Here is a 20,173-nt window from a genome sequence, read left to right as displayed (position 1 = left end):
TCCCGGCCACCGCCGTCCCAGGAGTCCCTCGCGTGCGGCAGAATCTCAGGCATGGGGATAGTCGCCGGTCTTGACAGCTCTTCCGCCTTCACTCGCATCGTCGTCTGCGACACGGACACGGGTGCCGTGCTGCGACAGGGGTACGCCCCGCATCCCGTCGAACCGAAGGCGACCGAGGTCGATCCGCAGGCCTGGCTGCTCTCGCTCGGCGAGGCCGCGACCGGCGGGCTCCTGGAAGGCGTCCAGGCCATCGGGGTCGCGGCCCAGCAGCACGGCCTCGTCCCGCTGGACGGCCAGGGCAACCTCGTACGGGCCGCACTGACCGGGAACGACAAGCGGGCCCAGGTCTCGGCCGCCGATCTCATCGACGCGCTGGGCAGCCGGGAGGCCTGGGCGAAGGCCGTCGGGTGCGTGCCGCAGGCCGCGCAGGCGGTGGCCAAGCTGCGCTGGCTGGCGCGCAACGAGCCGGAGGCGGCCCAGCGCACCGCGGGCATCCTGCAGGCGCACGACTGGCTGGTGTGGCAGTTGCTCGGCCGGCCCGCGCGCCGCACCACCGACCGCGGCGCCGCGTCCGGCACCGGCTACTGGTCGGCCGCCACCGGCTTCTACCGCCCCGATCTGATCGAGCTGGCGCTCGGCCACCAGGTGGCGCTGCCCGAGGTGCTCGGCCCCTCCGACGCGGCCGGCACCACCCCCGAGGGCCTGCTGATCTCCGCCGGTACGGGCGAGACGATGGCGGCCGCGTTCGGGCTCGGCGTCGGCGCGGGCGACGCGGTGGTCTCGCTCGGCGCCTCGGGCTCCGTCATGGCCGTGCATCACGAGGCGCTGGCCGACCCGAGCGGGATGATTACGTCCTTCGCCGACGCGACCGGGATGCATCTACCGGTCGTGCATACGAGCAATGCCGTCCGGGCCCTGCGCGGCACGGCGGAGATGCTCGGCGTCGAGGATCTCGCCGAACTCAGCGCGCTGGCCCTCAAGTCCACCCCCGGCGCCTGCGGTCTCGTACTGCTGCCCTACCTCGAGGGCGAGCGCACGCCCCGGCTTCCGCACGCCGCGGGCACGCTGACCGGCCTGCGGCGCGAGTCGATGAGGCCGGAGCACCTGGCGCGGGCCGCCTTCGAGGGCATGCTCTGCTCGCTGGCCGACGCCCTGGACGTGCTGCGGGGGCGCGGGGTCGAGGTCCGGCGGGTCTTCCTGCTCGGTGCCGCGGCGGAACTGCCCGCCGTGCAGGCGGCGGCGCCCGCGATCTTCGGTACGCAGGTGGTCGTGCCGCAGCCCGCCGAGTACGCGGCGCTCGGCGCGGCCCGGCAGGCGGCCTGGGCGCTCGGCGTCTCGCAGGGCACGCTCGCCGCGCACACCCCGCCGGCCTGGCAGGGGGCGGCGGCGCAGGTCTTCGAGCCCGGTGAGGAACTGGCCGTGGGGCAGGCGGTGCGTCAGCAGTACATGGCGACGCGTGACGAGATCCACCCGGGCGCCTTCGGCCAGGGTTCTTGACGCGGACGGGGCCTACGCTCTTTGCTATTCCTTTTGACTTCACCCCGATAATCGCTTGAGCTTCCCGGGGTGGAGTGTCGCAAGATGGGGGGTCGAACCCCCGATCTTGCCGACCCGGAGAGCCTGCGCGTGCTCATACGACTCCTGCGGTCCCATCTAGGGCCGTACAAGAAACCGATCGTCCTGCTGGTCCTGCTGCAACTGCTGCAGACCAGCGCGACCCTTTATCTGCCCACCCTCAACGCGAACATCATTGACAACGGTGTCGTGAACGGGGACACGGGCTACATCCTGAGCCACGGCGGCATCATGATCGCCGTCAGCCTCGTCCAGGTGTTCTGCAACATCGGGGCCGTCTTCTTCGGGGCCCGGACCGCGGCCGCCCTCGGCCGGGACGTGCGGGCCGCCGTCTTCGCGCGAGTGCAGTCCTTCTCGGCCCGCGAGGTCGGCCACTTCGGGGCGCCGTCCCTGATCACCCGCACCACCAATGACGTCCAGCAGGTCCAGATGCTGGTCCTGATGGCGTTCACGCTGATGGTGTCCGCGCCGATCATGTGTGTCGGCGGCATCATCATGGCCCTCGGCCAGGACGTGCCGCTCTCGGCCGTGCTGCTCGCGGTCGTCCCCGTCCTCGGTGTCGCCGTCTCGCTGATCGTGCGCAAGATGCGGCCGCTGTTCCGCACCATGCAGACCCGGCTCGACACCGTGAACCGGGTGCTGCGCGAGCAGATCACCGGCAACCGCGTGATCCGGGCCTTCGTGCGGGACGAGTACGAGCAGGGCCGCTTCAAGGGCGCCAACACCGAGCTCACCGACGTGTCGCTGGCCACCGGGCGCCTGATGGCGCTCATGTTCCCGACCGTCATGACCGTCGTGAACGTCTCGTCGGTCGCGGTGGTCTGGTTCGGTGCCCAGCGCATCGACAGCGGCCACATGCAGATCGGCCAGCTCACCGCGTTCCTCGCGTACCTCATGCAGATCGTGATGGCCGTCATGATGGCCACCTTCATGTTCATGATGGTGCCGCGGGCCGAGGTCTGTGCCGAGCGCATCGAGGAGGTCCTGGGGACCGACACGAGCGTGGTGCCGCCCAAGAGCCCGGTGCGCGCGCTGCGCCGGCACGGCCATCTGGAAGTGCGGGGCGCCGACTTCAAGTACCCGGGCGCGGAGGCCTCCGTGCTGCGGGGCGTGGATCTGGTGGCCCGGCCCGGCGAGACCACCGCGATCATCGGGTCGACGGGCAGCGGCAAGTCGACCCTGCTCGGGCTCGTGCCGCGGCTGTTCGACGTGACCGACGGCCAGGTGCTGGTCGACGGCGAGGACGTGCGCACGCTGGACCCCGTCCTGCTCGCCAAGACGGTCTCGCTGGTGCCGCAGAAGCCGTACCTGTTCTCGGGGACGGTCGCCACCAACCTGCGGTACGGCAATCCCGACGCGACCGACGAGGAGCTCTGGCACGCCCTGGAGGTCGCGCAGGCCAAGGAGTTCGTCGGCAGGCTGGAGGGCGGCCTGGACGCGCCGATCGCGCAGGGCGGCACGAACGTGTCCGGCGGTCAGCGCCAGCGGCTCGCCATCGCGAGAACCCTGGTGCAGCGCCCGGAGATCTACCTCTTCGACGACTCCTTCTCGGCGCTCGACTACGCCACCGACGCGGCGCTGCGCTCCGCGCTCGGCCGCGAGACCGCCGAGGCCACGGTCGTGATCGTCGCCCAGCGGGTCTCCACGATCCGGGACGCCGACCGCATCATCGTCCTCGACGAGGGACAGGTCGTCGGGACCGGCCGCCATCACGAGTTGATGGCCGACAACGAGACGTACCGGGAGATCGTGCTCTCCCAGCTGACGGAGGCTGAGGCGGCATGAGCGGGCCCGGTGGACGCATGATGATGGGCGGCGGCCCGGATCAGCGGTCGATGAACTTCAAGGAGTCCGGGAAACGGCTGGTCAAACAGCTGGCTCCGGAGAAGGCCACGCTGAGCGTGATGCTGTTCGCGGTGGTGTGCAGCGTCGGCCTCTCGGTGGTCGGGCCGAAGATCCTCGGCAAGGCGACCGACCTCGTCTTCGCGGGGGTCATCGGCTGGAACCTGCGCGACGTGCCCACCAAGGCGCAGGCGATCGAGGGGCTGCGCCACCGCGGCGAGGGCGGCCTCGCCGACATGCTCTCGGGCGTGGACTTCACCCCCGGGCAGAAGATCGACTTCGGCGCGGTCGGCAGCGTCCTGCTCGCCGCGCTCGCGGTGTACGTGGGCGCGGGGCTCATGATGCTGGTGGCGACCCGGCTCTCCAACCGGGCCATCAACCGCACCGTGTTCCGGATGCGCGAGGACATCCAGACGAAGCTGTCGCGGCTGCCCCTGTCGTACTTCGACAAGGCCAAGCGCGGCGAGGTGCTCAGCCGCGCGACCAACGACATCGACAACATCTCGCAGACGATGCAGCAGACGATGGGCCAGCTCATCAACTCGCTGCTGACCATCGTCGGCGTGCTGGTGATGATGTTCTGGATCTCGCCGCTGCTCGCGCTCGTGGCGCTGGTCACGGTGCCGCTGTCGGTGTTCGTGGCGGCGAAGGTCGGCAAGCGGTCGCAGCCGCAGTTCGTCCAGCAGTGGAAGTCGACCGGCAAGCTGAACGCGCACATCGAGGAGATGTACACCGGGCACGCCCTGGTGAAGGTGTTCGGGCGCCAGCAGGAGTCGGCCGACGCCTTCGCCGAGCAGAACGACGCGCTGTACGAGGCGTCGTTCAAGGCGCAGTTCAACAGTGGCGTCATGCAGCCGCTGATGATGTTCGTCTCGAACCTGAACTACGTCCTGGTGGCCGTCGTCGGCGGTCTGCGGGTCGCCACCGGCGCCCTGTCCATCGGTGACGTGCAGGCGTTCATCCAGTACTCCCGCCAGTTCTCGATGCCGCTGACCCAGGTCGCCTCGATGGCGAACCTGGTGCAGTCCGGCGTCGCCTCGGCCGAGCGGATCTTCGAGCTGCTCGACGCCGAGGAGCAGGCGCCCGAGACGGCCTCGCCCGAGCGCCCCGAGGTGCTGCGCGGCGCGGTCTCGCTGGAGAAGGTGTCCTTCCGGTACGACCCGGAGAAGCCGCTCATCGAGGACCTCTCACTGACGGTGGAGCCCGGGCACACGGTCGCGATCGTCGGTCCGACGGGCGCGGGCAAGACGACCCTGGTGAACCTGCTGATGCGGTTCTACGAGGTCACCGGCGGCCGGATCACCCTGGACGGCGTCGACGCGGCGCGGATGACCCGCGAGGAGCTGCGCTCCGGGATCGGCATGGTGCTCCAGGACACCTGGCTGTTCGGCGGCACCATCGCGGACAACATCGCGTACGGCGCGGCCGAGGGCGTCACCCGCGAGGAGATCGAGGAGGCGGCGAAGGCCGCGCACGCGGACCGGTTCATCCGCACCCTGCCCGAGGGCTACGACACCGTCATCGACGACGAGGGCACCGGGGTGAGCGCGGGCGAGAAGCAGCTCATCACCATCGCGCGGGCCTTCCTGTCCGACCCGGTGATCCTGGTCCTGGACGAGGCGACGAGTTCGGTCGACACCCGTACCGAGGTGCTGATCCAGAAGGCGATGGCACGGCTCGCCCACGGGCGCACGTCGTTCGTCATCGCCCACCGCCTCTCCACCATCCGGGACGCGGACGTCATCCTGGTGATGGAGAACGGCGCGATCGTCGAACAGGGCACGCACGACGAGCTGTTGGCGGCGCAGGGCGCGTACGCGCGCCTGTACGCGGCCCAGTTCGCCCAGGCGGTGGCCGAGGTCGACTGACCTCCTGTCCCGGTGCCGGGTGAGGTGCCCCAGGGGGCCCGCCCCGGCGCCGGGGACCGCCTAGTCCAGGTAGCCGCGCAGCTGGTCCGCGAACGCGTGGTCGCGGAGCTTGTTCAGCGTCTTCGACTCGATCTGGCGGATCCGTTCGCGGGTCACGCCGAAGATGCGGCCTATCTCCTCCAGGGTGCGGGGCCGGCCGTCGGCGAGGCCGTAGCGCAGCTGGACGACCTTGCGTTCGCGCTCGCCGAGCGTGGAGAGCACGGCCTCCAGGTGTTCGCGCAGCAGCAGGAACGCGGCGGACTCGACGGGGGACGCGGCGTCGCCGTCCTCGATGAGGTCGCCGAGCGCGACGTCGTCCTCCTCGCCCACCGGCGCGTGCAGCGACACCGGCTCCTGGGCCAGGCGCAGCACTTCACCGACCCGCTCGGGCGTCAGGTCGAGATGGGCGGCGACCTCCTCGGCGGTCGGCTCGTAGCCGCGTTCCTGAAGCATCCGGCGCTGGACGCGCACCACGCGGTTGATGAGCTCGACCACGTGGACGGGCACGCGGATGGTGCGGGCCTGGTCGGCGAGCGCCCGCGACATGGCCTGGCGGATCCACCAGGTCGCGTACGTCGAGAACTTGTAGCCGCGTGCGTAGTCGAACTTCTCGACCGCCCTGATCAGTCCGAGGTTTCCCTCCTGGACCAGGTCGAGCATGGTGAGCCCGCGGCCCACGTACCGCTTGGCGACGGAGACCACCAGGCGCAGGTTGGCTTCGATGAGGCGGCGCTTGGCCATCCGGCCCATAACGACCAACTTGTCCAGATCCACGGCGAGTTGGGAGTCCGGGTCGGGGGTGTTGCGCAACTTCTCCTCGGCGAAGAGGCCCGCCTCGACGCGCCGGGCGAGCTCGACCTCCTCGGCCGCGGTGAGCAGCGGTATGCGGCCGATCTCGCGCAGGTACTGGCGGAAGAGATCGGAGGACGGTCCGCCGGTATCCACCCGGCCGGGCTGCGGTTCGGGGGGTTCGGGGGCCTCGTCCTCGGTGACCGGCTCGGGGGCGGGTCCGGCGGCCGGGCCGGACGACTCGGCCTCCGGGTGGTGTACGGCCCGCGACTGCGGCGGTACGGCCGTGACGACGTCGTTGTCGGTCAGGGTCTGGGTCTGCACGGGGGCGACCTCCAGGGTGATCGCTGCCGGATCGGGGGCGTGCGGCAGCGGGACGGGGGCGGCCGGGCCGCTTTCCGTCCCGTACACGATGAGCGGATCCGCGGGGGTGAGGTGCCCACCCCCGAGGGTGGGCCGGCCGCGCTCCGAGGACTCAGGCACCGCACCCCAGTGTGGGGTACGACACATGGTCGCCGCGACGGGCGTGCGGTGACTTTTTGAAGCCGGTGCGTGACCGGGCGGTTACCCGGATGGATATGCCACCGCGGGTGCGCCCACGCGCCGTCGGTCCGTGAACGCCCGGCCGGGTGCCGGTAGTTGTGACGAAGGCCTTCCACAGGACGGCTACCCCGTAGGGCCGCCGCTCAAGGGTGCCCGAGGGTGGAATGCCCCCGAAGGAGCGACGGATCGCGCGGCCGGCCCCCATCGGCCCCGTGGAGCGTCAGAGCGCTGCCGCGCCCTTGTTGCGCAGGGCCTGGCCGTACTGCTGGAGGACCCACAACTCGTTCTGGACGGCGGCCAGCTGGGCCGGGTCGCCGTTCTGCCCGAGGCGGGCCAGGGTGCCCTGGATGTCCAGGAGGCGGCGGTCGACGGCCCGGCGGCGGACGGCCACCAGCTGCTCGCCCGCGTACGCCTCGTCGACCGTGCGGGCGTGGATCGCCTCCACGGCGAGCTCGGTGACCAGGGCCCGGACCACGTCGTTGGGCGCGCAGTCCATGACGGCCGGGAGGTAGTCGGAGGGGGCGTCGGTGGCGCCGCCCGCTTCCTGGATGCACTGGCGGACCGCCGCGTAGGGCGGGGCGGTGAACTCGTCCACGCCGTACGCGTCGAACGCCGGGGAGACCAGGTGCGGGTGCTGCAACGCCAGCTTGAGCAGCTCCCGTTCGGTGCGGTGGGCGGGGCTGCGCAGGTTGAGCGCGGGGCCCGGGGCGACGGCGGGGCCGGGGGCCGCGGTCTCGTACTGCCGGCGGCGGTGCTGCGTGGGCGCGGGGCCCTTGCCGCCGCGGTCGCGGGCCCAGCGGGCGAGCTGGGCGACGCGCTTGACCACGAACTGGGTGTCCAGGATGCCGAGGATCCCGGCGAGCTGGACGGCGACCTCGTGCTGGGAGGCGACGTTCTTGATCCGGGCGACGATGGGGGCCGCCTCGTCGAGGGCCGCGGCCCGGCCCGCGGGGGTCTCCAGGTCGTAGCGTCCGACGATCTGGCGGATCGCGAACTCGAAGAGCGGGGTGCGGGGTTGGACCAGGTCCACGACCGCCTCGTCGCCCTTGGCCAGGCGCAGGTCGCAGGGGTCCATGTTGTCGGGGGCGATCGCGATGTACGTCTCGGCGGCGAACTTCTGATCGTCCTCGAAGGCGCGCAGGGCCGCCTTCTGGCCGGCCGCGTCGCCGTCGAAGGTGAAGATCACCCGGGCCGAGCCGTTGTCCATCAGGAGGCGGCGCAGGATCTTGATGTGGTCGCCGCCGAACGCCGTGCCGCAGGTCGCGATGGCTGTGGTGACCCCGGCCAGGTGGCACGCCATGACGTCGGTGTAGCCCTCGACGACCACCGCGCGGCTGGACTTGGCGATGTCCTTCTTCGCCAGGTCGATGCCGTACAGGACCTGCGACTTCTTGTAGATCGGCGTCTCGGGGGTGTTCAGGTACTTCGGGCCGTTGTCGTCGTCGCGCAGCTTGCGGGCGCCGAAGCCGACCACCTCTCCGGACACGTCGCGGATCGGCCACATCAGGCGGCCGCGGAAGCGGTCGATGGGGTTGCGGCGGCTCTCCTGGGCGAGGCCCGACGTGAGGAGCTCCTTGTCGCTGAAGCCCTTGCCGCGCAGGAAGCGGGTCAGGTGGTCCCAGCCCGCCGGGCTGTAGCCCACGCCGAAGTGGGCGGCGGCGGCCTGGTCGAAGCCGCGCTCGGCGAGGAACGCGCGGCCGATCTCGGCCTCGGGGCTGCCGAGCTGCTCGGCGTAGAACTGCGCGGCCGCCTTGTGCGCCTCGACCAGCCGGATGCGCTCGCCGCGCTGGTGCGAGGGGTTGTAGCCGCCCTCCTCGTAGCGCAGCGTGATGCCCGCGGTGGCGGCGAGGCGCTCGACCGCCTCGGAGAACGACAGGTGGTCGATCTTCCGGATGAAGGCGATCGTGTCGCCGCCTTCCTGGCAGCCGAAGCAGTGGAAGAGGCCCTTGCTCGGGCTGACCTGGAAGGACGGGGACTTCTCGTCATGGAAGGGGCAGAGGCCCTTGAGGTTGCCTCCTCCGGCGTTGCGCAGCTGGAGGTACTCGGACACGACGGCGTCGATCGGGACCGCGTCCCGTACCGCCTTCACGTCGTCATCGTTGATCCTGCCTGCCACGTGTGAAGTCTACGGGGACGCCGCGGCACTCAGGGTGCGAGGGAGCCGAGTGCGACGGCCGGATCGGCCAGCGCCTCGGTGTCCACCTGGGCCCCGCCCCGGATGAGGGCCTGGATGGGCTCTGTGACATCCCACACGTTCACGTTCATCCCGGCGAGCACCCGGCGGTCCTTGAGCCAGAACGCGATGAACTCGCGCTTGCCCGCGTCCCCCCGGATCACCACCTGGTCGTAGGAGCCCGGGGGCGCCCAGCCCGAGTATTCGAGGCCGAGGTCGTACTGGTCGGAGAAGAAGTAGGGGACCCGGTCGTAGGAGACCTCCTGGTCCAGCATCGAGCGGGCGGCGGCCGGGCCGCCGTTGAGGGCGTTGGCCCAGTGCTCGACGCGCAGCCGGGTGCCGAGCAGCGGGTGGTGGACGGCGGCCACGTCGCCCGCCGCGAAGATGTCGGGGTCCGAGGTGCGCAGCGAGGCGTCCACGGCGATGCCCCCGCCGTGCGCCCGGTCGACCATGGCCAGGCCCGCCGTCTCGGCGAGCGAGGTGCGCGGGGCGGCGCCGATCGCGGCGAGCACGTCGTGCGCCGGGTGCTCCTCGCCGTCGTCGGTGCGGGCGGCGAGCACCATGCCGTCCTGGCCGACGATCTCGGTGAGGCGGGCGCCGAAGTGGAAGCGCACCCCGTGCTCGGCGTGCAGGTCGGCGAAGAGCTGGCCGAGCTCGGGGCCGATGACGTTGTGCAGCGGGGTGGCCTCCGGCTCCACGACGGTGACCTCGGCGCCGTATCCCCGGGCCGCGGCCGCGACCTCCAGGCCGATCCAGCCGGCCCCCGAGATCACGAGGTGGCCGTTGTCGCGGCCGAGCGCCTTCAGGACGTGCCGCAGCCGCTCGGCGTGGGCGAGGCGGCGCAGGTGGTGGACGCCCGCCAGCCCGGTGCCGGGGATGTCCAGGCGGCGCGGCTCGGCGCCGGTGGCCAGCAGCAGCCGGTCGTACTGGATCAGAGTGCCGTCGCCGAGCCGGACCGTCCTGGCCCCGCGGTCGATCGCGGTGACGGTCTGGCCGAGGTGGAGCTCGATGTCCTTGCTCGCGTACCAGGCGGGCTCGTGCACGAAGACGCTGTCCCGGTCTTCCTTGCCGGCCAGGAACCCCTTGGACAGGGGCGGCCGTTCGTAAGGGTGCTCGCGCTCGTCACCGATGAGGATCACCCGCCCGTTGAACCCTTCGGCGCGGAGGGTCTCGGCGGCTTTCGCCCCCGCGAGACCGCCTCCGACAATGACGAATGTCCGATCTGCGTCGACCACTTGATGCCTCCTCGGTGCTTGCTGCGCGGCGCCGCCACCTGCGAGCGTCCCGCACGGAGCGTGATGGGGGAAGAGGGCTTGCTCCGTTGGGACGCCGGGGCGGCTGGGATTACCGGTGGTGCACGGTAAGTCTGGAGTGGAGCGAGCGGGCGGCCGCGTCGGTGAGCGAGGCGATCTGGTCGACGATCACCCGCTTCCTCGTGCGGTCGTCGTCCGCCTCGTCGTACAGCGCGCGGAACTGCGGGTCGAGTCCTTCGAAGGGGGCCCGGGCGGTCAGCGCGTCGGCGAGCTCGGCCAGCACGACGCGCTGGTCGGCCCGGAGCCGCTCCTGCTCGTCGCGCTGCATGACATAGCGGTCGGCCACCGCCTTCAGCACGGCGCATTCGTTGCGGGCGGCGCGCGGCACGACGAGCTCCGCGCCGTACCGGGTGAGGTGGCCGGTGCCGAAGGCCGCGCGGGTGGCGCCCTCGGCGGCCAGGCAGAACCGGCCGATGAGCTGGCTGGTGGCGTCCTTGAGCCGGGCCTGGGAGACCGCCGAGCCGTCGTAGCCGTGCGGCCACCAGTCCTGCTCGATGAGCCGCTCCAGCGCCTCGGTCAGCTCCTGCGGATCGGTGTCGGCGGGCACATACCGGCCGATGGCGACCCGCCAGATGTCGGCCCGCTCGGTTGCGGAGCGGAGCGCGCGGGGGTCGACGTGGCCGGCGTGCAGGCCGTCCTCGAAGTCGTGGACCGAGTACGCCACATCGTCCGACCAGTCCATGACCTGGGCCTCGAAGCACTTGCGGTAGGGCGCGGCGCCCTCCCTGACCCAAGCGAAGACCGGCAGGTCGTCCTCGTACACACCGAACTTCACCGAGGCCGGGTCGCTGGGGTGACCGCCGCGCGCCCAGGGGTACTTGGTGGCCGCGTCCAGGGCGGCGCGGGTGAGGTTGAGGCCGACGCTGACGGGCTCCCCGGTCACCGACGAGCGCACGAAGCGCTTCGGTTCGAGCCGGGTGAGCAGGCGCAGCGACTGGGCGTTGCCCTCGAAGCCGCCGATGTCCTTGGCGAAGTCGTTGAGCGCCTGCTCGCCGTTGTGGCCGAACGGCGGGTGGCCCATGTCGTGGGCGAGGCAGGCGGCTTCGACCAGGTCCGGGTCGCAGCCGAGGGCGGCGCCCAGCTCGCGGCCGACCTGCGCGCACTCCAGCGAATGCGTGAGCCGGGTGCGCGGGCTCGCGTCCCAGGCCTGGATCGGGGTCGCTCCCGCTCGGGTGGCGCCGAGAGCCCGGGGAAGCGAGCCCGGCGTGACGACCTGGGTCTTGCCGGAGAGGCGGCGCAGCGCCCCCGAGTGCAGCACGCGCGCGCGATCGCGCTGGAAGGCGGTGCGGCCGGGCCGCTTGTCGGGCTCGGCGGCCCAGCGTTCGGTGTCGGCCTCGGCGTAGAACTCCATGCACCGACAGTAAACGGAGTCGCCGACAACTGGGCTCAAGGGGGCGTCGAGGCCGACCGCGCGACGGCGGCCGCGCGGACCCGCGCCCCCGGGGCCGGGTTCAGGCGGAGACGAGCGCGGCGGCGGGCGCGGCGTCCGCGTCGCGCGCCGCCGTTCGCGCCAACGCCTCGTCGTAGCGGTGCAGTACGAGCCTGGCCATGGCCGGATGCGCTCCCAGGGGCGCGGCCGCGAGCCACGGCGCCGCGGCCGCGCTCTGCGTCGCGAAGCGTCCCGGGGCGGTGAAGTACGAGGCGACCGCGACCCGGTGCCTGCCGCGCGCGGCGAGCGCGCGCAGCGCCTCGGGCACGGTGGGTGAGGCGGCGGAGGCGTAGGCGGGCAGCACCGGCACCCCGCCGAGGCGCTCGCTCAGGAGCTGGGCGGTGCGGCGGGTGTCGGCGGCGGAGTCCGGGTCGCGCGATCCGGCGGCGGCCAGGACGATCCCGGCGCCGCGCACGGCACCCGCGTCGAGCTGCCAGCCCGCCTCCATCAGCCGCCCGTACAGCGCTTCGACCAGCAGCGGATGCGGGCCGAGCGGGGCCGCGACGCGGGCGCCGAGGTGGCGGCCCGCGGTGGCGAGGGCGTGCGGGACGTCGTGCTTGACGTGGTGCCCGCGGCCGAGCAGCAAAGGCACCACCACGGCCTCCCCGCGCAGGCCGTCCAGGGTGTCGGGCAGCAGCGGACGGTTCAGCTCGATGTGGCCGAGGCGGACGTCGAGGCCCGGGCGCAGTTCGCGGACCCGGTCCAGGAGCGCGGTGACCGTCCGCAGCGCGCCGGGGTCCCGGCTGCCGTGCGCGACGGCGACGAGGGCGGGGCGGTCGATGGGCGTCATGGAGGTGCGGGTTCCGTTCAGTCGCAGGTGGCCGAGCCGACTGCCCAGTTGGGCCGTGATGCGGGTGAGGAGCTCCGCGGTGGTGTCGAGCGTGAGGGCCTGGGCTCGGGGTTCGGGGCGGGGTCCGCCCTCCGCCACGGGCTGGGGCCGGGACCGCGGAAAGGGGTGGCTCGTCTCCGTCTCCGTCATGGACCGATCCTGCCGGGCACACGTTGCCGGGTCGTTGCGCGGCGGTGACAGGTGTTTTCCATGGCCTCACGGGGCCGAGGGGACGCGGGTGCGGGCGGGGCCGTGTCACAGAGCTGTACAAAGCGTTCCGACGGCGAACCGGACCTCCGCCCGCGGCGTCCCTTCCGTCGTACGCCGCCGAAGATCACGCCGTACGCCGGAGAAGATCACCAGGGGGACCCGTGCCGCGCCCGCGCATCCGACTGAAGCGACCCCGCCTGCCGCGCACCCGCGCGGGCCGCAGGCGTCTCGTGCAAGGGGTCGTCGCCGGATGCGTGCTCGCGCTCGCCCCCTCCACCTGGCTGTACACGACGACGAGCGACCGGATCGGCACGGTGGCCGACGCTCCCGCGTCCGGGGTCGCCGTGGTGTTCGGCGCCGGCCTGCGGGACGGCAGGCCCTCGCCCTACCTCGCCGACCGCCTCGACGCGGCGGTGCGGTTGTACCGGGCGGGAAAGGTGAGGGCGGTCCTGGTCACCGGCGACAACAGCAGGCCCGGCTACGACGAGCCCGACGCGATGCGCGGCTACCTCGTCCAGCACGGCGTGCCGGACAGGAGCGTGGTCGGCGACTATGCGGGGTTCGACACCTGGGATTCGTGCGTCCGGGCCAAGAAGATCTTCGGCGTGGACCGGGCCGTCCTGGTCAGCCAGGGCTTCCACATCCGGCGCGCGGTCGCGCTGTGCGAGGCCGCGGGGGTGCGGTCGTACGGCGTCGGCGTCGCCGCCGCCCACGACCTGACCTGGTACTACGGCGGCACCCGCGAGGTGTTCGCCGCGGGCAAGGCCCTCCTGGACGCGACCTTCCACCCCGATCCCACCTTCCTCGGCCCCAGGGAACCCGGGATCGCGCGGGCGCTGGAGGCCGGTGACGACCACCCCCTCACCACCGCCCCGCCGACGAAATGAGCCCGCCGCACCGGGGGCGTAACCCGCGGGCGGGGCGGGCGTAACACGGTCGGCGCAGGCTGGAGGGCATGCTCACCGACGCCGCCCCCGTGACCCCCACCCACTGCCCGTACTGCTCGCTCCAGTGCGGGATGGGGCTGCGGGCCGCGAGCGGGGCGGACGGCGGGCTCGACGTGGTGCCGCGGGACTTCCCCGTGAACCGGGGCGCGCTGTGCGGCAAGGGGAGCACCGCGCCCGCGCTCCTCTCGCGCCGCCTCCGGCTCACCGAACCGCTGGTCCGGCGCCCGGACACCGGCCGTCTCGAACCGGCCACCTGGGAGGAGGCGCTGGGCCTGGTCGCCGAGCGGCTCGGCGCCGTACGCCAGGGGTACGGGGCCGACGCGGTCGGGGTGTTCGGCGGGGGCGGGCTGACCAACGAGAAGGCGTACGCGCTGGGGAAGTTCGCGCGGGTGGTGCTCGGCACCTCGCAGATCGACTACAACGGGCGGTTCTGCATGTCGTCGGCGGCGGCCGCGCACCAGCGGGCGTTCGGCGTCGACCGGGGGCTGCCGTTCCCGCTGGCGGACGTGGCGCGGACGGGCTGCGTGATCCTGGCCGGGTCGAACCTCGCCGAGACCATGCCTCCCGCGGTGCGCCATCTGCGCGAACTGCGCGAGAACGGCGGCAGGTTGATCGTCATCGACCCCCGCCGCACGAAGACGGCCGAGCAGGCCGACCTGCATCTGGCGCCCCGCCCCGGCACCGACCTCGCCCTGGCGCTCGGCCTGCTGCACCTGGTGGTGGCGGAGGGGCGCGTGGACGAGGAGTTCCTGCGCGAGCGGACGACGGGATGGGAGGCGGCGCGGGCCGCGGTGATGGCGCACTGGCCGGAGTACGTGGAGCGGATCACGGGTGTGCCCGTGCCCCGGCTCCGCGCCGCGGTCGCGATGTTCTGCGACGCGCCGGACGGGATGGTGCTGACCGCGCGCGGCGCCGAGCAGCACGCCAAGGGCACCGACACGGTGGGCGCGTGGATCAACTTCTGTCTGGCCACCGGCCGGGCCGGCCGCCCGCTGTCCGGATACGGCTGCCTCACCGGCCAGGGCAATGGCCAGGGTGGTCGTGAACACGGGCAGAAGGCGGACCAGTTGCCCGGCTACCGCAAGCTGACCGACCCGGCGGCGCGGGCCCACGTGGCCGGCGTGTGGGGGGTGGAGGCGGACGCGCTGCCGGGCCCGGGGCGCAGCGCGTACGAACTCCTCGACGCGCTGGGCGGCGAGGTCAGGGCTTTGCTGGTCATGGGGTCCAACCCGGTCGTGTCGGCGCCGCGCGCCTCCCATGTGGAGGGCAGGCTGCGCGCGCTGGACTTCCTCGTCGTGGCGGACGTGGTGCTCTCGGAGACCGCCGCGCTCGCGGACGTCGTGCTGCCGGTGACGCAGTGGGCGGAGGAGACCGGCACGACGACCAACCTGGAGGGCCGGGTGCTGCTGCGGCGGGCGGCGCTGGCTCCCCCGGAGGGCGTACGCAGCGACCTTCAGGTGCTCAACTCCCTCGCGGAGCAGCTGGGTCGCGAGGTGACGGCGAAGGGCTTCCCGATCGACCCCGAGGAGGTGTTCGAGGAGCTGCGGCGCGCCTCGGCGGGCGGGGCGGCGGACTACTCGGGAATCAGCTATGCCCGGATCGAGGCCGAGGACGGGGTGTTCTGGCCCTGTCCCGAGGAGGCGCATCCGGGGACGCCCCGGCTGTTCCTCGACCGGTTCGCCACCGAGGACGGGCGGGCCCGGTTCGTGGAGGTCACGCACCGGGGACCGGACGAGGAGACCGACGCCGCCTATCCCGTGGTGCTCACCACGGGCCGCGTGCTCGCCCAGTACCAGTCGGGCGCGCAGACCCGGCGCGTGCCCGGGCTCAACGCCGCGGCGCCCGGCGCATACGTGGAGATGCACCCGCTGCTCGCCGGGCGGATCGGGGTGGGCGACGGCGACGCGGTGACGGTGACCTCGCGGCGCGGGCGGGCCACGGCCCCGGCCAGGGTGACGACCGCCATCCGCTCGGACACCGTGTTCATGCCGTTCCACTGGGCGGGCGAGGGCCGGGCCAACAACCTGACGAATCCGGCGCTCGACCCGGTCTCGAAGATGCCCGAGTTCAAGGTGTGCGCGGTACGGGTGGAGCGGGCCGCTCCGGCCGGCTGAGCCAGTCGCCGCCGGGGATCGGGGTGCCACCCGCGAGCAGCTCGCGGGCCGGGCCGGGCGCGGCGAGATAGGTCCACGACCGTACCGGCCGCCCTTCCACCAGCACGTCGCGCACCAGGCGGTCGTAGACGTTGCGGGGGTGGCCGGGGCCGAGGTAGTCCTCCAACGCGTCCAGCGCGGCGAGGAGTTCGGCGTGGTCGGCGGGCGCGACCTCGATGAGCGTGCCGGTGATGGTGCCGTCCCCGGCTATGGCGTACGGATAGCCGGGGCCGTCGTAGAGCAGGGCGCCGCGCAGCAGCGCCGGGCGCTCGGACACCGTACGGCCGCGCAGAAAACGCTGGTAGTAGCGCTGGCCGGGGCGGAGGGTGCCGTACACGAAGAACGGGAGGTACGGCTCGGCGGTGGTCATCGCTCGGCCGTCTCGGCCGTGATCCAGGACAGGTAGGCCGCGCTCCCGGCCACCACCGGGGTCGCGATGATCTCGGGGGTCTCGTAGTCGTGGGCGGCGAGGAGATGGCGTTCGAGCGCGGGGTAGCGGGCGGCCGTGGTCTTGAACAGGACCTGCCACTCCTGTGCCGTCTCGATGCCGCCCGCCCAGTGGTAGACGGAGGTGACGGGGCCCGCGATCTGGGCGCAGGCCGCGAGGCGGGCCTCGACCGCGCCCCGGGCGAGCGCCGCCGCCCTGTCCGCACTGTCGGTCGTGGTCTGCACGGTCAGCCGTTCGGCCGATGCCACGGCTTCCTCCCTCGGTGATGCGGCCGGGTCCGGCCGGGATGTCCAGAGTCCTCCGGCAGGGCCCTACGTCCCGAACCTGCCGGCCGGTGCGGAGCGTACGCACGGCTGTTACGTGTTGTCCCGCTTTCCGTGATGATCCCCTCCTACCGTCGACGGGCGAGCCGGCGCCCCGGCCGTCTCCCCTACCCCGGCACCCCACCATGATCCAGACCTTCCGGATGCTCCGCGCGGCCGCCCTCGCGGGCGTCGCCGCCCTCGGCGTCGCCGCGGTGGCGCTCGCCCTCTCCGGCTGCGGTTCGCGGTCCGGCCTGGTGGAGGGCGCCCGCGCCACGACGGTCGCCCTCCAGCCCAGCCCCGAGCAGCTGTGGCCCGCCTGGTACACGAACGACGCGCGGCGCGACGGCGCGATGGCGTCCGGCCAGGCGGAGCCGCCGGTGCCGCTCGCCGACGGGCCCAAGGTGCCGAAGGAGGGACTGCGGGGCCTGGACCCGATGGAGATCCTCAAGGCCGATCCGCGCGGCAGGAGCCTCGCCCGGCTCCCGATGATCGACCGCCCGGGGCGGCCGGGCATCCGCCCGCCGGTCCTGCACGACCTGACCGGCCACGACGGCTCGCCCGAACTGATCATCGCGGCCGATGTGGAGAGCCGCCGCACGGTCGTGATCGTCTACACGGCGCGGGCCGGGAGGATCGTCCCCGTCCTGTACACCTCCGGAACCCGCATGGCGGTGGAGGCCGTCGGCACCGACCTGGTGACGCGGGGCGCCGCGGACGACGGCGCCGAGCAGGCGGTCCGCTACCGCTGGGACGGGGTGCGCCTGTCCACCGTGAGCAACGTCAAGACGTACAAGAACCTGCCCAAGCAAGACCCGGACACGGCCGGCACGCCGGGTCCGGCGAGGTCGGGCGCGGCCGGGACACCGCGGGGTGCCTCATGACGGCGGTCCTGGGGCACGCGTGCCGGACGCTGCTCGTCCGCGCCCGTCGGCTGCCGCGGGGGCTGAGTCTGCGCTGGAAGATCGCGGCGCTCCTGGCGGCCGGCTGCGCCCTGGTGGCCGTCACCATCGGCCTGCTCATCCACCAGTCGCGGGCCGCCCAGGTCGCCGCGACGGCCCGCGAGTCCGCGACCGCGCAGCTCATCCGGGTGCGTCAGCTGTACGAGCTGACCGGCCAGGTGGACCACGGAGACACGGAGGCCGCGCTCGACCACCCCGCGCTGCCCGCGCCGTTGCGCGCCTCCGCCCGCGGCGGAAAGCGGAGCACCTACCTGGACCTGGACGGCCCCCACCCCGCCGTCTGGGCCGCGCGACCCGTGGGGGACCGAGTCCTCTCGGTGCGCCAACCTCTGGACGCCGCGGTGAATGAACTCCGGGAGCTGGACAGCGAGTTGGTGGCGTGGGGCGCGGTCGTGGTCGGGCTCGCGGCGCTCGGCGGGGCCGGTCTCGCCAGCAGGCTGAGCCGCGAGCTGCGCACCGCCGCGGCCACCGCGCGCCGCATCAGCCAGGGTGAACTCGACGCCAGGATCGGCCAGTCGGCGCCGACCGGGCGCCAGGACGAGGTGGGTGAACTGGCCTGCGCGGTCGACACCATGGCCGCCTCGCTCCAGCGCCGCCTGGAGGCCGAGCAGCGCTTCACCGCGGACGTGGCGCACGAGCTGCGCACCCCGCTGACCGGTCTGCACACCGCCGCCGAACTGCTGCCGCCGAGCCGCCCGACCGAGCTGGTGCGCGACCGGGTCGCGGCCCTGCGCACCCTGACCGAGGACCTGCTGGAGGTCGCCCGGCTCGACGCCAACGCCGAGGAGCCCCATCTGGAGGTGCTGCCGTTCGACCGCACCGTGGAAAGCGTCCTCCAACGGTGCGGACCGGCCGTGGAGTTGAGGCGCGCGGAGGACCCCGACCAGGGCCTTGTCGCGACGGACACGCTCGTGCGCACCGACGCGCGCCGCCTCGAACGGATCGTCGCCAACCTCATCGCCAACGCCCGGCGGCACGGCCGCGAGCCCGTCGAGGTGACGGTGGACGGCACCTCGATCAGCGTGCGCGACCACGGCCCCGGCTTCCCCGACCGCCTCCTGAAGGAGGGCCCCCAGCGCTTCGTGACCGGCGCGCGCGAACGCGGCCAGGGCACGGGCCTCGGCCTGACCATCGCCCTCGGCCAGGCCCAGGTCATCGGCGCGGAGGTGACCCTGCGCAACGCCCCGGACGGGGGCGCGCTGGCGGTGGTGGAGCTGCCCGCGGCCTGAGACGAGCCGAGAGGGAGCCCTCAACCGGCGTATGGGTGCGCCTCCTTGGCGTCGCGCAGGGCGTGGGCCCACCAGGCGACCTGGTCCAGCATCTTCTTCACGGCCGCGTCGGCCTGCGAGGGCTCGCGGTGCTCGCCGTCCTCGTCGAAGAGGCCGTGCGCCTGGTGGAAGCTGACCGTGTCCCGCACGGTGACGGCGTGCATCTCGGCGAAGACCTGCCGCAGCTGCTCGACGGCGCGCAGACCGCCGGAGATCCCGCCGTAGGAGACGAAACCGACGGGCTTCGCCTGCCACTGGACGAAGTGCCAGTCGATCAGGTTCTTCAGGGAGGCGGGGAACGAGTGGTTGTACTCGGGGGTGATCACCACGAAGGCGTCGGCGTCGGCCAGTTTCGGTGAGATGACGGAGAGTTGGGCGGCGACGGCGGGCGAGGGGTGGTGGGAGATCGTGGTCGGCAGTTCGGCCTCGGCGAGGTCGAGCACCTCGATCTCCAGGCCCTGGTGGGCGCGGGCCCGGGCGAGGAACCAGTCGGCGACGACCGGAGCGAACCGGCCCTCGCGGTTGGAGGCGACGACAACGGTGAGCTTCAGCGGAGCCTTCTCGGCTGTGGTGATGTCCATGCCGGGAAGAATTCAACCTCGAGCGGACTTGAGGTCAAGCCCGGTCAGTGGCGAACTATCTTGATGACCATGACACTTCCGTACGTCGAGATCGACGGCCGCCCCGCGGACGCCGAGAACCTCCTGGTTCCCGCGCTGACCGGTGCCTATGGCCACTTCACCGCCCTCCAGGTGCGCGACGGACGCGTCCGGGGCCTCGCCCACCACCTGAGCCGCCTGGACCGGGCCACCCGGGAGCTGTTCGGCCCGGGCCTCGACGGCGAGCGGGTCCGCTCACTGGTGGGGCAGGCCCTGGCCGCCTGCGGCCGGTCCGACGCGAGCGTACGGGTCTACGTGTACGGACCGGCCGAAGCGCCCACCCCGATGGTCGTCGTGCGGGAGCCCGCCGAGATGGCGTCCACCGCGCAGTCCCTGCTCTCCGTGCCCTACGAGCGCCCCGTCGCCCACATCAAGCACCTCGGCAGCTTCGCTCAGGGCTACTACGGCCGGCTCGCCCAGCGGCAGGGCTTCACCGAGGCCCTGCTGACCGGCCCCGGCGGCGTGATCGCGGAGGGCGCGATCACCAACATCGCGTTCTGGGACGGCAGTTCGGTGGTGTGGCCCGACCGTCCCGCCCTGCTCGGCATCACCATGGCGGTGCTCGAGCCCCGGCTCCGGGAGTACGGCCTGAAGTCGGCCCACCGCGAGGTGACCCTGGCCGGCCTCGACGCGTACAGCGCGGCCTTCGTCATGAACTCGCTCGGAATCGCGCCGGTGGGCCGGATCGACGAGCGCGAGTTCGCCGTCGACGCGGAGCTGATGAAGGTGGTGTGGCGTGCCTACGAGGAAGCGCCTTGGGATGTGATCGACGCGGGGTGACGGGTCACCCGTACGGCCCGCCCTCCGTCACCCTTTCGTCCCCC

Annotated in this window: 16 protein-coding genes; 8 read left to right on the top strand and 8 right to left on the bottom strand. The window is 72.8% G+C overall.

Annotated elements, in window-relative coordinates; translation table 11 throughout:
* The first annotated feature begins 51 nt into the window (after positions 1-51).
* From DT019_RS05150 to DT019_RS05140, 3 genes are all read left to right on the top strand, one after another.
* Positions 52-1,497: an FGGY family carbohydrate kinase gene (locus DT019_RS05150; protein WP_114035440.1), complete on the top strand. Its 1,446-nt coding sequence runs from the start codon at positions 52-54 to the stop codon at positions 1,495-1,497.
* Between the two features lie 129 nt (positions 1,498-1,626).
* Complete coding sequence (locus DT019_RS05145; RefSeq protein ID WP_114035439.1) at positions 1,627-3,360, top strand: ABC transporter ATP-binding protein; 1,734 nt, start codon at positions 1,627-1,629, stop codon at positions 3,358-3,360.
* Entirely contained in the window at positions 3,357-5,285 is a 1,929-nt protein-coding gene (locus DT019_RS05140) for an ABC transporter ATP-binding protein (RefSeq protein ID WP_114035438.1), read from the top strand. The genes DT019_RS05145 and DT019_RS05140 overlap by 4 nt, the downstream gene beginning before the upstream one ends.
* 60 nt (positions 5,286-5,345) lie before the next feature.
* On the opposite strand, the gene DT019_RS05135 is transcribed toward DT019_RS05140, so the two are convergent.
* The 5 genes from DT019_RS05135 to DT019_RS05115 form a co-directional block, all read right to left on the bottom strand.
* On the bottom strand, positions 5,346-6,596 hold the full coding sequence (locus tag DT019_RS05135; RefSeq protein ID WP_114035437.1) for an RNA polymerase sigma factor: 1,251 nt from the start codon (positions 6,594-6,596) through the stop codon (positions 5,346-5,348).
* A gap of 280 nt (positions 6,597-6,876) precedes the next feature.
* A complete protein-coding gene (gene dnaG, locus DT019_RS05130) occupies positions 6,877-8,772 on the bottom strand; it encodes a DNA primase (protein ID WP_114035436.1) in 1,896 nt (631 codons plus the stop codon).
* Positions 8,773-8,801: 29 nt separating this feature from the next.
* Positions 8,802-10,064, bottom strand: a complete 1,263-nt coding sequence (locus tag DT019_RS05125) for an NAD(P)/FAD-dependent oxidoreductase (RefSeq protein ID WP_114035435.1) — start codon at positions 10,062-10,064, stop codon at positions 8,802-8,804.
* Positions 10,065-10,173: 109 nt separating this feature from the next.
* On the bottom strand, positions 10,174-11,493 hold the full coding sequence (locus tag DT019_RS05120) for a deoxyguanosinetriphosphate triphosphohydrolase (RefSeq protein WP_114035434.1): 1,320 nt from the start codon (positions 11,491-11,493) through the stop codon (positions 10,174-10,176).
* 100 nt (positions 11,494-11,593) lie between these two features.
* On the bottom strand, positions 11,594-12,550 hold the full coding sequence (locus DT019_RS05115) for a sirohydrochlorin chelatase (protein WP_114035433.1): 957 nt from the start codon (positions 12,548-12,550) through the stop codon (positions 11,594-11,596).
* Positions 12,551-12,771: 221 nt separating this feature from the next.
* On the opposite strand from DT019_RS05115, the gene DT019_RS05110 reads away from it, so the two are divergent.
* Together DT019_RS05110 and DT019_RS05105 are read left to right on the top strand one after the other, a co-directional pair.
* The gene (locus tag DT019_RS05110; RefSeq protein WP_114035432.1) at positions 12,772-13,497 is read left to right on the top strand and encodes a vancomycin high temperature exclusion protein; all 726 of its coding nucleotides are present in this window, start codon (positions 12,772-12,774) and stop codon (positions 13,495-13,497) included.
* A gap of 68 nt (positions 13,498-13,565) precedes the next feature.
* Positions 13,566-15,671 (top strand): molybdopterin oxidoreductase family protein, encoded by a 2,106-nt coding sequence (locus DT019_RS05105; protein ID WP_114035431.1) that lies wholly within the window; start codon positions 13,566-13,568, stop codon positions 15,669-15,671.
* On the opposite strand, the gene DT019_RS05100 is transcribed toward DT019_RS05105, so the two are convergent.
* Together DT019_RS05100 and cutA are read right to left on the bottom strand one after the other, a co-directional pair.
* Complete coding sequence (locus DT019_RS05100; RefSeq protein ID WP_114035430.1) at positions 15,625-16,080, bottom strand: gamma-glutamylcyclotransferase family protein; 456 nt, start codon at positions 16,078-16,080, stop codon at positions 15,625-15,627. The genes DT019_RS05105 and DT019_RS05100 overlap by 47 nt on opposite strands.
* The gene (gene cutA, locus DT019_RS05095) at positions 16,077-16,406 is read right to left on the bottom strand and encodes a divalent-cation tolerance protein CutA (protein ID WP_114035429.1); all 330 of its coding nucleotides are present in this window, start codon (positions 16,404-16,406) and stop codon (positions 16,077-16,079) included. The genes DT019_RS05100 and cutA overlap by 4 nt, the downstream gene beginning before the upstream one ends.
* Positions 16,407-16,606: 200 nt before the next feature.
* On the opposite strand from cutA, the gene DT019_RS05090 reads away from it, so the two are divergent.
* Both DT019_RS05090 and DT019_RS05085 read left to right on the top strand, forming a co-directional pair.
* Complete coding sequence (locus tag DT019_RS05090; protein WP_114035428.1) at positions 16,607-17,344, top strand: hypothetical protein; 738 nt, start codon at positions 16,607-16,609, stop codon at positions 17,342-17,344.
* A complete protein-coding gene (locus DT019_RS05085; protein ID WP_114035427.1) occupies positions 17,341-18,651 on the top strand; it encodes a sensor histidine kinase in 1,311 nt (436 codons plus the stop codon). Before DT019_RS05090 ends, DT019_RS05085 begins: the two co-directional genes overlap by 4 nt.
* Before the next feature lie 20 nt (positions 18,652-18,671).
* Here the strand turns inward: DT019_RS05085 and DT019_RS05080 are convergent, their stop codons facing one another.
* Positions 18,672-19,271, bottom strand: a complete 600-nt coding sequence (locus DT019_RS05080; protein ID WP_114035426.1) for an NADPH-dependent FMN reductase — start codon at positions 19,269-19,271, stop codon at positions 18,672-18,674.
* Between the two features lie 63 nt (positions 19,272-19,334).
* Here DT019_RS05080 and DT019_RS05075 point away from each other — a divergent pair, with 63 nt between their 5' ends.
* Positions 19,335-20,129, top strand: a complete 795-nt coding sequence (locus DT019_RS05075) for an aminotransferase class IV (protein ID WP_114035425.1) — start codon at positions 19,335-19,337, stop codon at positions 20,127-20,129.
* Positions 20,130-20,173 lie beyond the last annotated feature (44 nt).

This window comes from Streptomyces sp. SDr-06, from assembly GCF_003324565.1.
In the GTDB taxonomy this organism is placed as follows: Bacteria; Actinomycetota; Actinomycetes; order Streptomycetales; family Streptomycetaceae; genus Streptomyces.
This window is presented reverse-complemented; position numbering and strand designations above follow the sequence as displayed.